The organism is Kribbella sp. WER1, from assembly GCF_054189145.1.
Genome location: NZ_CM135186.1, coordinates 3555448 through 3569828, shown reverse-complemented (window position 1 = coordinate 3569828; position 14381 = coordinate 3555448). Strand labels below are relative to the sequence as shown.

The window sequence follows — 14381 nt, the reverse complement described above, 5'->3', positions numbered from 1 at the left end:
GAACGTGACGGGCTGCGCGGGCGCGGTCGCCATACCGGGGCGTGGTGGATGCCGGTGGGCTGGTCGGCCGACATCTGAGGGGTTGCCCACTGAGGTGGTGGGTTGCCCCCCTGAGAATCCGAGGGGACAACCCGCTACTTCGATGGGCAACCTCTTCGCTGAGCCGCGGTCGAGCGGAGATGCTGTCGGCAGTGGGATGACGCTTCGCCGAGCGGGGTGGTGTCAGTAGACGATTGCCTGGGTGTTTTCGGTGAGGATTTCTTCGGCGAAGGTGGGGGCGCCGGCTATGCGGGTGTGGGGGAGGACGTCTGCTTCGGTGAGGTTGCGGCGTTTGGCGCATTGGGTGCAGACGGTGAGTTGGCCGCCTTCGAGGACTGCGGTGAGGAGGTCTGTGAGGGGGGCGGCGTGGGGGAGGGTGAAGGAGTCGGCGCGGCCGGGGACGGCGAACCAGACTGCTTCGCCGGTGAGCCAGAGGGAGACGGTGGCTCCGGCGGCTACGGCGGAGGCGGCGACGGTGAAGGCTTGGTTGGCGCGTTCGGGTTCCTCGGCGCCTGCAGTCAGCTTGATGACCAGCGTGCGGGACATCCCGCCACCGTAGCCGAACCCGCCTCCAGTCCCTCCCTGCGTACGGGAGTTCGCTGGCACGCGGGACCTACCCGCCGTCCTCCCGTGCGGGAGTTCGCTGGTGGGTGGGGTTGGCGGCTGTTGTCACGTGCGGGGGTTCGCTGGTGGGAGTTGGCGGCTGTCCTGCCGTGCGGGAGCGTGGGGCTCGGTTGTCTCCCGGAGCGGCGGACCGGCGGACCAGCGGGCGGCGGATCAGCGGATCAGTGGAGCGGCGGGGCGGCGGGGCGGGGCGGGGCGGCGGAGGGCGGAGCGGAGAGGCGCGTACGCGCGGGTTGCTGGCGGCTCGGGTGGTTGGGGCGGCGTGCGGGATGTCACGTGGGGGTTGGCGGGGGTGGTGGGGTGGATCCTTTAGACTGGCGGATGTGTTGCATGTCGTGTTCACCACGTTGCTGATCCTGGTCTGTGTGTTCATGGGCTGGTTCTCGGCGTTTGTCGTCTATCGGCTGTATCGCGGCCGTAACGCGAGCTGAGTGGTCCGATGGCGTTCGAGATTCCGCAGGATCTGCATCCGGATCTGATGCCGCTGGCGTGGTTGCTCGGGCGCTGGGAAGGGCGCGGGCACGGGGACTACCCGACGATCGAGAAGTTCGAGTTCGGGCAGCAGATCGACTTCACGCACAACGGGAAGCCGTACCTGCACTACGTGAGCCAGACCTTCAAGGTCGCCGAGGACGGGACCAAGGAGCGTCCGCTGGCGGTGGAGACCGGGTTCTGGCGGCCGCAGCCGGACAACAAGCTCGAGGTGATCCTGGCGCATCCGACCGGGATCGCGGAGATCTGGTACGGCGACATCGACGGCGCGAAGATCGAGCTGCAGACCGACGTGGTCGCGCGGACCACCTCCGCGAAGGAGGTCACCGCCGGGCACCGGCTGTACGGGCTGGTGAACGGCGAGCTGCTCTGGGCGTACGACATGGCCGCCGAAGGCCAGTCGCTCCAGCCGCACCTCTGGGCAACCCTCGTCCGCAGCTAGCCCAACTCCAACGGAACTGGTGGCCTCGGACCCCAACCGGTCCCCGTGCACAGGAAACAACCTGTTCACGCCCACCGCGTCCTGTGCAAGGTCCCGCAGCTAGCTTTCGGCGACCCAGGAGTACTCGACCTTGGGGCGGCCGCTGCGGCCGTCGTAGCGTTGCGTGCGGAGCGCCTGGCCCTGGTCGGCGAGGTGTTCGAGGTAGCGCCGCGCCGTGATCCGGGACGTGCCGAGCGAGGTCGCCACCTCCTCGGCGGTCCAGCCCTCCCGATCGGCCAGCAGCTGTACGACGCGGTCCAGCACACCCCCGGCGAGCCCCTTCGGCACCGACGAGACGGTTGCCGGGTGCAACAAGCGGTCGACCTCGTCCTGGTCCGCGACGACCTCGCCGAGCGCGGCGGCCCGCCGTTGCCGGGCGTACGCCGTCAACCGGTCGCGCAGCGTCTCGAACGCGAACGGCTTCAGCACGTACTGCACGACCCCGATCCGCGCCGCTGCCTGTACCGCGGCGACCTCCCGTGCGGACGTCACCGCGACCACGTCCGTTTGGTTGCCGAGAGCACGCATCCGCCGGACGACGTCCAGCCCGTGCCCGTCCGGCAGGTGCATGTCGAGCAGCACCAGGTCGAGCCCGCCCCGGGCGAGTACCTGCAACGCGCGCCCCGCCGTACCGGCGACGCCGACGCAGGTGAAGCCGGGCAGGCGGTCCACATAGGTGCGGTGCGCCTCCGCGGCGACCGGGTCGTCCTCGACGACGAGTACCCGTAGGTCAGGCACTGGCGCTCACCGCCCGCGGCAGCCGTACCCGCACCGTCAGCGCGGGTACTTCGTCCAGCTCGGAATCGGGATCGACCATGAGCGAACCCTGCCACCGTTCGACCGTGCTCCGCACCAGCACCAACCCGAGACCGTGTCCCGGCTCGGATTTGGTCGTCCAGCCGCGCTCGAACATGTGGGCCAGCTCCACCGATCCCAGCTCGGCCCCGGTGTTCGTCACGATCAGGTCCACCGCGTCCGCGGTCGTCGCGGCCCGGAACTCGACCTTCCGCGGCGCCGGCCCGCCGCGCGCGGCCTCGATCGCGTTGTCCAGCAGGTTCCCGACCACGGTCACCACGTCCTGCGCCGGCAGCCGGGTGTTCAGCGCCTCCCGCCCGAGGTCGAGCGAGAGTACGACGCCGCGCTCCTGGGCCTGCGACAACTTTGCCAGCAGCAACGATGCGAGGACGGGGTCGCCGACCGTCCCGACGACGCGGTCCGTCATCGCCTGCGCGAACTGCAACTCCGACACTGCGAACTCCCGGGCCCGTTCCGGTTTGCCGATCTCGATCAGGCTGACCACGGTGTGCAGCCGGTTCGAGGCCTCATGATTCTGTGCCTGCAGCGATTCCGCCAAACTCCGGACGGCGTCGAGTTCGCCGAGCAGCCGTTGCAGCTGGGTGTGATCCCGCAGTGTCACGATCCGCCCGCGCCCGGACGGCTGCTGATTCACGACCACGACGCCGTGCGCCCCGAGGTGCAGTTCGTCGTACGCCGTCTGCCCGGTCGCGAGGAGTTCGGCCAGCGGGGCGCCGAGGTGCAGGTCGGCCACCGGCGTACCGGGAACGACCGTACGGAGTCCGAGCAGTGTCAGGGCTTCGTCGTTCGCGAGCTGGACGCGGCCGTCGACGTCGAGCAGGATCAGCCCTTCGCGGGCGGCGTGCAGGACGCCTTCGTAGAAGTCGAGCATCCGGGCGAGCGACTGCGTGCCGACACCGCGGGTGGCGCGGCGTACCCGCCAGGTGACGAGCGCGTTGCCGGCGATCGCGATGCCGAGCATCAGGCTGGCGATCCCGAGCATCGAGCGCAGGTCGAGCTGGACCAGCTCCCACCAGCTCGGCGCGGGCAGCCCGCTCACCGCCGCGTCCCGGAGGGCCTGGGCACGGGAGCGGCTGACCATCACGACCCAGACCATTGCGATGAGTACGGTGGCCGTGACCGTCTGCAGCCAGAACACCTGGCGTCGCAGCTCCCACGGCCTCCGCTTCATGCCGAACAGTTTGCCCCTAACTCGCTCAGCGAACGATATGAACGAAATGCGCGCTTCTCCTGTGCGTCACGTCACAGTTACCCAACACCCCTCCGCCACGGCCGATACAGGAGTCCCACCATGTCGAGCCAAACCGAACCCCGCCCGACGCCGGTCCGTAACGACCGGACGCATTTCCTCTACATCGCCGTCATCGTCGCCGTCCTGCTCGGCATCGGTGTCGGGTTCCTGTTCCCCGATTTCGCCGTCGAGCTGAAACCGCTCGGCACCGGATTCGTGAACCTGATCAAGATGCTGATCAGCCCGATCATCTTCTGCACGCTGGTGCTCGGCATCGGCTCCGTCCGGCAGGCCGCCAGCGTCGGCAAGGTCGGCGGTCTCGCGCTCGTCTACTTCCTGGTGATGTCGACGGTCGCACTCGCCATCGGTCTGGTGGTCGGCAACATCGTCCAGCCCGGCGCCGGCCTGAACCTGACCGACAAGCTCCGGGAGGCCGGCCAGAAGCAGGCCGCCGGCGCGCACACCAGTACGACGGACTTCATCCTCGGCATCATCCCGAAGTCGCTGCTGTCCTCGCTGACCGAGGGCGAGGTGCTGCAGACCGTACTCGTCGCGCTGCTGGTCGGCTTCGCGTTGCAGGCGATGGGTTCGAAGGGCCAGCCGATCCTGGTCGGCATCGGTCACATCCAGCGGCTGGTCTTCAAGGTGCTGTCGATGATCATGTGGACGGCGCCGGTCGGTGCGTTCGGCGCGATCGCGGCCGTCGTCGGCGCGACCGGCTGGGACGCGCTGGTCAGCCTCGGCAAGATCATGCTCGCCTTCTACATCACGTGCTTGCTGTTCGTGGTCGTCGTGCTCGGCGCGATCCTGCGGATGATCACCGGCGTCTCGATCTTCCAGCTGCTGCGGTACCTCGGCCGGGAGTTCCTGCTGATCGTGTCGAGCTCGTCGTCGGAGACCGCGTTGCCGCGGCTGATCGGCAAGATGGAACATCTCGGCGTGGACCGTTCGGTCGTCGGTATCACGGTGCCGACCGGGTACTCGTTCAACCTGGACGGGACCGCGATCTACCTGACGATGGCGTCGCTGTTCATCGCGGAGGCGATGAACACACCGTTCTCGATCGGGCAGCAGATCTCGCTGCTGCTGTTCATGATCGTGGCCTCGAAGGGTGCCGCCGGTGTCACCGGTGCGGGCCTGGCCACCCTGGCCGGCGGTCTGCAGTCGCACCGGCCGGAGCTGGTCGACGGTGTCGGGCTGATCGTCGGCATCGACCGGTTCATGTCCGAGGCCCGCGCGCTGACGAACTTCGCCGGGAACGCGGTGGCGACGGTCTTGGTCGGCCACTGGGTCGGCGAGTTCGACAAGGAGCAGGCGAAGCGGGTCTTCTCCGGCAACGACCCGTTCGACGAGGTCGCCTTCGCCGCTGGTGACACGCACGGCGAGTCCGCACCGCCCGCGGTCGCCGAGGCACACGCCTAGGCCATCTGTCCCACCCCTCAAGCGCTGCCCGCCGGAGCCACAGCCCGGCGGGCAGCGCTGCGTGCGGATCGCCAGGCCATCACAATCGCCGCGGCGGCGGCGCTCCAGGCGTGGATCCCCGCGCGGGCGCACGATTGTGATGGCCTGGGCGTCCGCACTACTTCCCGTGCAGCAGTTCCACCACCGGGGCCAGGTCCTCGAGGTACGTCGAGTTGACCGTGATGTACGACGCCCCGAACTCGTCGCGCCGCCGCTGCAGCTCGTCCGCCATCTGCTGCGGCGTACCGCGGAGCAGCATCAGCGAGTCGCCGGCCTCGAGTACGTCGGGGTCGACGCCGGCCGCGCGCTTCGTCCACGGCGGCAGCTCGCGGGTACCGGCCGCGAACAGGTTCATCGCCAGCTCGATGTCGTCCGCCCGCGCCCCGGCCAGCTCGCGCAGGTCCTTCACCAGCTGGGCGACCTCGGCGCGCGGCGTCATCGCGTCCTTCGCCAGCGAGACGATGTCGGCGCGGGCAGCGGCCAGTGCGAGCGCCCGCGGTCCGCCGGCGGCCAGCATGATCGGCGTACGGCGGTCACCGTCGAGTTCCTGCAACGTGTCCAGGGTCTTGCGTACCTGGTCGCGGCGCTCCTTGGCCGAGCCCCACGGCAGGCCGATGTCCGCGGTCTGCTGCTCCGCGTCCGGGCGGCCGGTCCCGATGCCGAAGTCGAACCGGCCGTCGGTGAGTACGGTCAGCGTGTGCGCCTCCCAGGCGGCTGCCCGCGGTGTCCGCAACGGCGCCGCCGCGACGAACGTGCCGACCCGGATGTCCGCGACCGCGGCGGCCATCGCCAGCGACGGGAACGGCGACGGCAGCTGCAGCCCGTCGGGCATCAGCACGGTCGTGTAGCCGAGCTCCGCCGTCCGTCGTACGGTCGCGGTCCACTCTGCACCGGTCCGCGGGCTGCCGACCACGCCGAACCGGAATCGCCTGTCGCTCATCGCCCTAGCTCCCCTCGATGGTTTCGATAGCTCCACAGTGGCGGTAGCGGGGGTCTGTCCACATCCCACGGCGGGAGTCCTTCGGCGTACGCCGGAGGACGTACTCTGGTGACATGTCACGCAACCGCAGCCCCCTGCTGGACCGCCCCGGCGCCGTCGAGGCCGACGGACTCGACGCCGGAGTCGCCGCGCACTACGGTTCGGACCTGCGCGAACAACGCGCGCTGGTCGCGGGGACGGCGTTCGTCGACCTCTCGCATCGCGACGTCGTGACGATCACCGGTCCGGATCGGCTGACCTGGCTGCATGCGTTGACCACGCAGTACTTCGAGGGGCTGAAGCCCGGGACGTCGACGACGGCGCTGCTGCTCTCGCCGACCGGGCATGTCGAGCATGTGATGTACGGCGTGGACGACGGGGAGACGTTCTGGCTGCACACGGAGCCGGGCGCTGCGGCGGCGCTGGTGGAGTGGCTGCAGAAGATGGTGTTCATGTCGCGGGTCGAGATCGCAGACGTGACCGATGGCTACGCGATCGTGTGGCGGCCGGGTGCTGCTGAAGGTGAGCATCTGACGCGCAGCGGTGAGGATTCGCTGGGCGGGCATGAGGTGTTCCTGCCGCGCGGCGAGCTGGCTGGTCTCGAGGGTCCGGCGGCCGGCGTGTGGGCGTACGAGGCGCTGCGGATCGCGGCCGGGCAGCCGCGGTTCGGGTTGGACACTGACGAGCGGGCGATTCCGAACGAGCTCGGCTGGCTCGGGGTCGGCGTACACCTGAACAAGGGGTGCTACCGCGGGCAGGAGACCGTCGCCCGGGTCCACAACCTCGGCCGCCCGCCGCGCCGGCTGGTGCTGCTGCATCTGGATGGATCCGTCGATCACCTGCCGACGCACGGGTACGCCGTTCGCGCCGGGGACAAGCAGGTCGGGTCGATCGGGTCCGCCGCGCGGCACCACGAACTCGGCCCGATCGCCCTTGCAGTGGTCAAGCGGAACGTCGACCCGGCGGTCGAGCTGGAGATCGTCGCCGAGGACCAGCCGACCGTCACGGCCACCCAGGAGCTACTGGTCGACCCCGAGGTCGGCCTGCACGTCCGCTCCCGGCTGTAACGTCCGAGGTCAGTGCTTGAAGGCGTCCTTCGCCTTCTCGGCGGCCGCCTTCAGGTCGGCCTTCGACTGATCGGTCTTGCCCTCGGCCTCGACCTGCTCGTCGCCGGTCGCCTTCCCGAGCGCTTCCTTGGCCTTGCCGGCCGCGTTCTCGACGCTGTTCTTGGCCTTGTCCGCGAAGCTCATCGTGCTCCCCTTCCTCTCCTGGATTCGGCACAGCGGTACCCCGGAGGGCGGCCTGTATGTGCGCGATTACGCCGGAGATCGGAGTCGGCGGCCCGGCAGACCGGCCTTGCTGGACAGGCCGAGGGCGCGGAGGAACTGTTCGAGGCTGAAGGCGGCCATCCCCAGGGCGACCGGGTTGCCGGGGACCTGGGAGGCTTCGACGGTGAGGTCGGGAAGGGACCCGGGCAGGACGTGGTCGGGGAGCTCCCGGCGGACTGCGGGGATCAGCCAGTCGCTCAGGGCCGACGTGGTCCAGCCGGTGAGGGTGATGTGCGAGATGTTCAGCAGGTTCACCAGGTCGCCGAGGGACGCGGCGAGGTAGTGCGACGTACGGCGGGCCAGTTCCGCCAGCGCGGCGTCGTCGCGTGCCAGCCCGTCCGCGACGGCGTCCACGAATCCGCGCTGCTGCGCCTCCCGGAGCGCGGCGTGATCCGGCGCGATCTCGGTCAGCGTGGTCTGCAACCCGCAGACTCCCAGGTACGCCTCGACGCAGCCGCGTCGACCGCAGCGGCACGCGCGACCGTCGAGCTGGAGCAGCGTGTGGCCCCACTCGCCGGCGTTGTTCGCCTCGCCGCGGAGCAGCGTGCGGTCGATCACGATCCCGGCGCCGACGCCGGTGCCGAGGTTGACCACGGCCATGCTCTTCGCGGTCCGCCCGACGCCGAACCACAGCTCGGACAGCGCGACCGCCTTCAGCGGGTTGTCGACGTACACGGGCAGGCCGAGGCGTTCGGCGAGCAGCGCCTCGATCGTGACGTCGTGCCAGTCCCAGTTCGGCGCGAACACCGAGACGCCGGCGTCCGGGCGGACCTGGCCGGGCATGCTCACGCCGGCGCCGATGATCTGGTCCCGCCGGGTGCCGCCGTCCGCGACCGCCGCGTCGATCGCGCGGACGATCCCGTCGACGACGTACGCCTGGCCGTTCTGGTGCTCGTCGAGCGGGACCTGGCTCTGCCCGAGCGGCTGCAGCAGTACGTCGTACACGGTCGCGTCGACGTACGTCTCGGCGACGTCGATGCCGAGGATCCGGCCGCGGTCGGGGTCGATGGTGAGCCGCTCGTACGGGCGCCCGACGGTGTTCTGCTCGACCGTCGCGATCCGCAGCACGCCCTCGGACAGGAACTGGGTGACCAGCGTCGCGACCGTCGCCGTGCTCAGGCCGGTGTGCCGGGCGATCTCCTGCCGCGTCGACGGCCCCAGGGCGAACAGCGCGTGCAGCACCTCGAACCGGCTCTCGTTGCGCAGGTCCCGAGACGTCTGCCGCGGCAACTGTCCTCCCTAGATGCTCTCGATCCCGACTCTCCGAAGCTCCGGTACGGCCGGTCCGGCGACGCCCTGGACCAGCAGCGTCAGTCCGGACCATCCCGGCGGGATCCACAGTACGTCGGGATCGCCCCCGGAGAACTCAGGCCGGTCGCCGAGCCAGATGCGGCCCAGGCACTCCCCGGACGCCCAGCCGGTGATCCGGACCTGCGTACCCGCGGCCCGCACCAGCGCCCCATTCTCCAACGTTGGAAGCGCCAGGTCGAGCCACGCCTCCGCACCCGGCCGGAGCGTCAGCGGCAGCTCGACGTCCACGCCGGCCTCGCGCCGGGACGCGAAGTCCGTCAGGAGTTCGTCGTTCTGCGTCGAGCACGTCCAGTCACGGATCTCGCTCAGCGTGAGCAGTTCGGCCCGGAGCCCGCCGCCGCTCGGATCGTGCGGGAGCGTCACCGAGATCCGCTTGGTCCCCGCGGGCAGGAGTACCCAGGGATCCTCGCGGTGGACGGTCAGGGGTTCGCCGTCGTCCGCGGTCACGCTGACCGGTGCGCGGACGCCGTCCAGGTGCAGTGCGGACGGTGCCGCGGTGTCGACTCGCCGCGTGTAGCTGATCGGCGTACCGATCCGGGTGCTGCTCCAACCGGCCAGGTTGCGCACCGGAGCCGGCTCACCCGCCCAATGGCCGTCGACCGTCCAGAGCGCGGAGAGGTCCCGCGCCTCGACGACGTTCCACAGGGTGCCGAGGCCGCGGAGCGCGCCGAGGCGGAGGGACGGGAGCCGTACGTCGTCGAAGTTCGCGTGGCCCCAGATCTCGACGGTGGCCCGGATCGCGCCGTCGAGGCCGCGGACGTCGATGCGTTCGGTCGCGCCGAAGCCCGCGAACGTGTGCATCCGGCCGCCGACCGACAAGTCGACGATGTCGGCCGCGCCGACCAGCAGCAGCTCGTCGGTGAGGTCGGTGGTCGTCGTGTACGTGCCACGCCCGCGGTGCACGCCGATCGCCTCGAGCGCCGGCGGGACCTCGTACGTCCCCGCCGAGACCGCGGGCGGCTCCGACGTACGTCGCCGTACCGTCGGCTCCAGCAGCGCGGGGGCTTCTGGCTCGGAGACTTCCGGCGGGGGCTCGACGGTGACCGTGATGCCTTCGACGATCCGCGACGAGCCGACCGGGATCACGTCGGTGGTGTCGCCGATGATCACCGTCACCGGGACGGACGAGCAGAGCAGCAGGTCGTCGTTCGCCGCCATCAGGTCGGCCGACGCGAAACGCAGCGTCGCCGACCCGAGCGGCAGATCGAGCAACATCAGCGGACAGGAATCGGCGGCGACCTCGACCGTGGTTCCGGCGACGGTCGCGTACCCGTCCTCAGAACCCAGGTTCGGTACGGCGACCAGCCGCCCGCCGCCGTCCAACTCCAGCACCGAAGGCGACGAACTCGTCGGGAAATCCGCCACCACCTCGATCGGCGTACCAGGTGTGGCCGCCGCCAGCCGCGGCCCGAGCGCCTGCAGGACCCACGCGAGCACCTGCGCCTCGGCGTACTCCGCCCGCTCGACCCCGGTCGACGACACGTAGCCGCTGAAGTCGTACCCGTGGCTCATGAAGCTGCCCGGCCGTCCCCAGTTCCCGGTCGACGGGGTGTAGCCGAAGTTCCACCCGGAGGACTGCAGGTACGGCGCGATGAGCGACGCCCCGCTGGCCAGCAACCGACGCAGTGTCCGGTGCCGGCGGTTCGTCTCGGTGATGAGAAGGGGGAGATCCCGAGAGGCGAGCAGCCGCGCGTACCGCCGTACTTCCTCCTCCACGGACGGTGAGTCGTCGTTCGGATAGAAGTTGCACGCCGGTACGACGCCCTCGACGTCACCGGTGGCGCCGTACAGATCACCCTGCCCGGAACACGCGACCAGCGGTACGTCGATGCCGTGGGCAACGGCCTTGTCCCGCAGCGCGGCGATGTACCCGGGCCGGTCGGTGCAGTCGAAGAAGTCCAGCTCGTTCTCGAGCTGGACCATGATCACCGAGCCGCCCGCGCCGTACTGCCGGGCCGCGAGGATCGGCAGCACCTGGTCGAACCAGGCCATCACCTGCGCGAGGTAGCGCGGCTCGTTCTGCCGGACGCGCAGCGCCGGGTCGAGCCCGAGCCACGCGGGCAGAGCGCCGCCGTCCCACTCCGAGCAGATGTACGGACCGGGCCGGGCGATGACGTGCAGCCCGGTCTGCGCGGCGAGGTCCAGGAACGCCGCGACGTCCCGGCGGCCGTCGAACGACCAGCGGCCGGGGGAGAGCTCGTGGAAGTTCCACGGCAGGTAGACGTCGACGCAGGTGTAGCCCGATCGCCGTACCTGCTCCAGTCGTTCCTGCCACTGCTCGCGCGGCAACCGGAAGTAGAACAACGACGCACACAGCACGACCTGCGGCGTACCGTCGATGGTGATGCCGCGTGCATCCAAAGAGACTGTCACTTGACCCCTGCGCTTCCGCCGCTGATGTCCATCTCGTACAGGTACCGCTGCCCCAGGTAGTACACCAGGATCATCGGCAGCGTGAGCAGGATCGACCCGACCATCACCAGGTTCCACGGTGGCGACTGCAGTGCCTGCGACGTACTGGTGATGTACTGCACGCCCAGCGCGAGCGGCATCTTCGACTCGTCGTTGAGGTAGATCAGCGGGCCCATGAAGTCGCCCCAGGTCGCCGTCAGCGTGAAGATGCCGATCGCGATCAGTACCGGCGCGAGCATCGGCAGCATGATCCGCCGGTAGATGCCGAAGAAGCCCAGGCCGTCGACCATCGCGGCCTCGTCGATCTCGCTCGGCAGCCGGGACACGAACTGCCGGACCAGGAACACGTTGAACGCGTTCGAGAAGAAGTTCGGCACGATCAGCGGCAGGTACGTGTTCACCCAGCCGAGGTCCTTGAACAGGATGAACTGCGGGATCATCGTGATCTGCGACGGGATCATCATGGTCGCGATCACCACGATGAACAGCGCGTTCTTGCCCGGCGCCCGCAGCCGTGCGAACGCGTAGCCGACCAGGCCGCTGGACAGCACCTGGCCGAGCACGGCGCCGGCCGAGATGATCACCGAGTTCAGCAGGAAGCGCTGCATCGGCAGTTCGGTGCTGAAGACCCGGGTGAAGTTCTCCCAGTGGAACTCGCGCGGCAGGATCGTGAAGGTGTTCGCGTTCACCGTCTGGTCGCTGGACAACGCGATCGACACCACGAACACCAACGGGACGCAGAGTACGGCGGACACCAGGATCAGCGTCGCGTAGCTGAGTGGCCGCGCCCGGAAGGTCCGCATCACTTCACCTCGGTCTCGTAGAACACCCAGCGACGGGCGGTGCGAAAGGCCAGCAGGGTGAACACCAGGATCACCAGGAACAGCAGCCACGAGACCGCCGAGGCGTACCCCATCTTGTAGAACGAGAACGCCTGGTCGAACAGCAGCGGCACCATCGTCTGGCTGGCGTTGTTCGGGCCGCCCTTGGTCAGGATGTAGACCTGGGAGAACACCTGGAACGCGCCGATCAGCCCCATGATCAGGTTGAAGAAGATGATCGGCGTCAGCTGCGGGACCGTGATGCTCCAGAATTGCCGGATCCGGGACGCGCCGTCCACCTCGGCCGCCTCGTAGAGCTCACGCGGGATACCTTTCATTGCCGCGAGCAACAGTACGGTCGCGCCGCCGGCGCCCCACACGGACAACAGGATCAGCGCCGGCTTCACCCACACCGCCTCCAGCAGCCACGACGGACCCGGGATGCCGAACACCCCGAGGACGTCGTTCAGCGGGCCGGACGGCGCGAGCACCATCTTGAAGATCATCGCGGTCGCGACCAGCGGGACCAGTGTCGGCAGGTAGATCAGCGTCCGGAACAGCTTGCGGGCCCGAACCTGCTTGTTCAGCAGGTTCGCCAGCCACAGCCCGATCACCAGGCCGAGCGGGACCGAGATCGCGGCGTAGTAAAACGTGTTCCACAACGCTTTCCAGAACACCGGGTCGTCGGTGAGCAGCCGGGTGTAGTTCTGCAGCCCGACCCACTTCGGCGGCGTGAACGAGTCCCAGTCGGTCAGTGAGATGTAGATCGACGCGATCATCGGCCCCAGCAGGAAGACCACGAAGCCGATGATCCACGGCGATGCGAACAGGTAGAACCAGAGCGCCTCGCGGCGCCGCAGTCTCGACATCAGCCCGGCTTGACGATGGACTCGAGCTGCTTCTGGATCGCGGTCAGCGCCGTCCGCGCGTCCTGCTTGCCCAGCCAGAAGTCGGCCAGCCCGTCGTCGAACGCCTTCTGCATCTCGTTCCACTGCGGGATGAACGGCGCCCGGTACACGAACCCGCTGGACTCACCGAACACGTTCATGTTTACCGGCTTGGTCATCCACGACGGCTTCAGGAACGCGTCACTCTTCTGTACGTCGAGGTTCGCCGGCACGTCCTGCCCGGTGCCGATGATCTGCTGCTGCGCGTCCGGCGATGTGAGGAAGTCGATCGCCTTGAACGCCGCGGCCGGGTTCTTCGCCGTACGGGAGATCGCGAGGCCGCTGCCGAACGCGGTGACCGCCTGCTGCTTGCCCTTCCACAGCGGGGCTATGTCCCAGTCGATCGTCGACTTGGTCAGGCCGCCGATGCCCCAGAACCCGGTGGTGTTGACGGCGACCTTCCCGTTCGCGAACGCCTGGTCGCCGCCGACGTCGGCGCCCATGTTCGCGTAGTCCTTCTGGGTCGGGACCACGCCGTGCTTGAAGATCAGGTCGCCGGCCCACTGCAGCGCCTCGACCACCTCGTCGGTGGCGACCGCGGGCTTGCCGCTGTCGTCGATGATCTTCCCGCCGTTCTGGTACACGAAGCTCCACCACTGCGCCCACCAGCCGGATCCGGCGTACCCCCACTGCTTGCCCGGGACGGTGAGCTCCTTGAACGCGTTGAGGGCGTCGTCCCAGGTCCAGTCGGCGCTCGGTACCTTGATGCCCTTCGCCGCGAACAGCGCCTTGTTGTAGAACATGATCATCGCGCCGGAGCGGTCCGGGATCGCGTACACCTTGTCCTGGTAGGAGTACAGCTTCCCGATCGAGCCGAACCGCTTCTCCAGGTCGAGCCCGGCCTTGCCCGCCAGTTCGTCGAGCGGCTGGATCTGGTTCTTGCTCGAGTACACGTTGACGCTCTCGGCGACCTGCATGATGTCCGGACCCTTGCCGCCGGCAATCATCGTCTGGACCTTCTGCGCGTACCCGTCGTTCGGGATCAGCTGCAGGGTGATCTTCAGCTTCGGGTACTTCTGCGTGACCAGGTCGATCCGCTTCTGGTACGTCGTCTTGTCGTTCTCGCCGCCCCACACCGTCATCACCAGGTCGGCGGCCTCCGCGTCACCCGCGGCGGTGGCGCTCTTGTTGTCCGATCCGCAGGCCGTCAGCGTGATGACGCCGGCCGCCAGTCCCATCCCGAGAAATCCACGCCGTCCCAGCCGTGTCCCGTCCATCGTCATCGCGTGACCTTCCAGCCATGTTGGACCCTGAGGGTTTCTGTTCAACCCTGAGGATTTGGGTGGCGGTTAAACTAACCATTGGAATAACCGGTGACAAGACCTCGCCCCGCGAAAAGCCAAACCGTGACCGGGTCGGCGCCCCGCCCCTGCGCACCAGGAGTGGGGAGGATTTCGTCCCGGACCGGGCGCAAGATCCTCCCCAGGCCGGACGGATGT

13 protein-coding genes are annotated in these 14381 nt (G+C 68.8%); 3 read left to right on the top strand and 10 right to left on the bottom strand.

The annotated features are described in order from the left end of the window. Positions 1–222: 222 nt before the first annotated feature. The gene (locus ACXJJ3_RS17285) at positions 223–585 is read right to left on the bottom strand and encodes a DsrE family protein (RefSeq protein WP_458171161.1); all 363 of its coding nucleotides are present in this window, start codon (positions 583–585) and stop codon (positions 223–225) included. 517 nt (positions 586–1102) lie between these two features. Here ACXJJ3_RS17285 and ACXJJ3_RS17280 point away from each other — a divergent pair. Next, on the top strand, positions 1103–1597 hold the full coding sequence (locus ACXJJ3_RS17280) for a heme-binding beta-barrel domain-containing protein (protein ID WP_344200242.1): 495 nt from the start codon (positions 1103–1105) through the stop codon (positions 1595–1597). A gap of 99 nt (positions 1598–1696) precedes the next feature. On the opposite strand, the gene ACXJJ3_RS17275 is transcribed toward ACXJJ3_RS17280, so the two are convergent. Together ACXJJ3_RS17275 and ACXJJ3_RS17270 are read right to left on the bottom strand one after the other, a co-directional pair. Next, positions 1697–2374 (bottom strand): response regulator, encoded by a 678-nt coding sequence (locus tag ACXJJ3_RS17275; protein ID WP_458171159.1) that lies wholly within the window; start codon positions 2372–2374, stop codon positions 1697–1699. Next, the gene (locus ACXJJ3_RS17270) at positions 2367–3623 is read right to left on the bottom strand and encodes a sensor histidine kinase (protein WP_458171158.1); all 1257 of its coding nucleotides are present in this window, start codon (positions 3621–3623) and stop codon (positions 2367–2369) included. The genes ACXJJ3_RS17275 and ACXJJ3_RS17270 overlap by 8 nt, the downstream gene beginning before the upstream one ends. Positions 3624–3743: 120 nt before the next feature. Between ACXJJ3_RS17270 and ACXJJ3_RS17265 the strand changes: the two genes are divergently transcribed. Further along, the gene (locus ACXJJ3_RS17265) at positions 3744–5105 is read left to right on the top strand and encodes a cation:dicarboxylate symporter family transporter (RefSeq protein ID WP_458171156.1); all 1362 of its coding nucleotides are present in this window, start codon (positions 3744–3746) and stop codon (positions 5103–5105) included. Between the two features lie 157 nt (positions 5106–5262). Here ACXJJ3_RS17265 and ACXJJ3_RS17260 read toward each other — a convergent pair whose 3' ends face one another. Continuing rightward, entirely contained in the window at positions 5263–6084 is an 822-nt protein-coding gene (locus ACXJJ3_RS17260; RefSeq protein WP_458171155.1) for an LLM class flavin-dependent oxidoreductase, read from the bottom strand. Between the two features lie 113 nt (positions 6085–6197). Between ACXJJ3_RS17260 and ygfZ the strand changes: the two genes are divergently transcribed. Further along, positions 6198–7190, top strand: a complete 993-nt coding sequence (ygfZ, locus tag ACXJJ3_RS17255; RefSeq protein ID WP_458171153.1) for a CAF17-like 4Fe-4S cluster assembly/insertion protein YgfZ — start codon at positions 6198–6200, stop codon at positions 7188–7190. 9 nt (positions 7191–7199) lie between these two features. Here the strand turns inward: ygfZ and ACXJJ3_RS17250 are convergent, their stop codons facing one another. The 6 genes from ACXJJ3_RS17250 to ACXJJ3_RS17225 all read right to left on the bottom strand — a co-directional run bounded on the left by ACXJJ3_RS17250 (position 7200) and on the right by ACXJJ3_RS17225 (position 14165). Then, complete coding sequence (locus tag ACXJJ3_RS17250) at positions 7200–7373, bottom strand: CsbD family protein (RefSeq protein ID WP_458171152.1); 174 nt, start codon at positions 7371–7373, stop codon at positions 7200–7202. A gap of 66 nt (positions 7374–7439) precedes the next feature. Beyond that, positions 7440–8681 carry an ROK family protein gene (locus tag ACXJJ3_RS17245; protein WP_458171151.1) on the bottom strand — a complete coding sequence of 414 codons (1242 nt, stop codon included), beginning with the start codon at positions 8679–8681 and terminating at the stop codon, positions 7440–7442. A 9-nt stretch (positions 8682–8690) separates the two neighbouring features. Further along, the gene (locus ACXJJ3_RS17240; protein WP_458171150.1) at positions 8691–11135 is read right to left on the bottom strand and encodes a beta-galactosidase; all 2445 of its coding nucleotides are present in this window, start codon (positions 11133–11135) and stop codon (positions 8691–8693) included. Next, on the bottom strand, positions 11132–11977 hold the full coding sequence (locus ACXJJ3_RS17235; RefSeq protein WP_458171149.1) for a carbohydrate ABC transporter permease: 846 nt from the start codon (positions 11975–11977) through the stop codon (positions 11132–11134). Before ACXJJ3_RS17235 ends, ACXJJ3_RS17240 begins: the two co-directional genes overlap by 4 nt. Continuing rightward, positions 11977–12864: a carbohydrate ABC transporter permease gene (locus ACXJJ3_RS17230; RefSeq protein WP_458171148.1), complete on the bottom strand. Its 888-nt coding sequence runs from the start codon at positions 12862–12864 to the stop codon at positions 11977–11979. Before ACXJJ3_RS17230 ends, ACXJJ3_RS17235 begins: the two co-directional genes overlap by 1 nt. Then, positions 12864–14165: an ABC transporter substrate-binding protein gene (locus ACXJJ3_RS17225; RefSeq protein WP_458171147.1), complete on the bottom strand. Its 1302-nt coding sequence runs from the start codon at positions 14163–14165 to the stop codon at positions 12864–12866. Before ACXJJ3_RS17225 ends, ACXJJ3_RS17230 begins: the two co-directional genes overlap by 1 nt. Between the last annotated feature and the right edge of the window lie 216 nt (positions 14166–14381).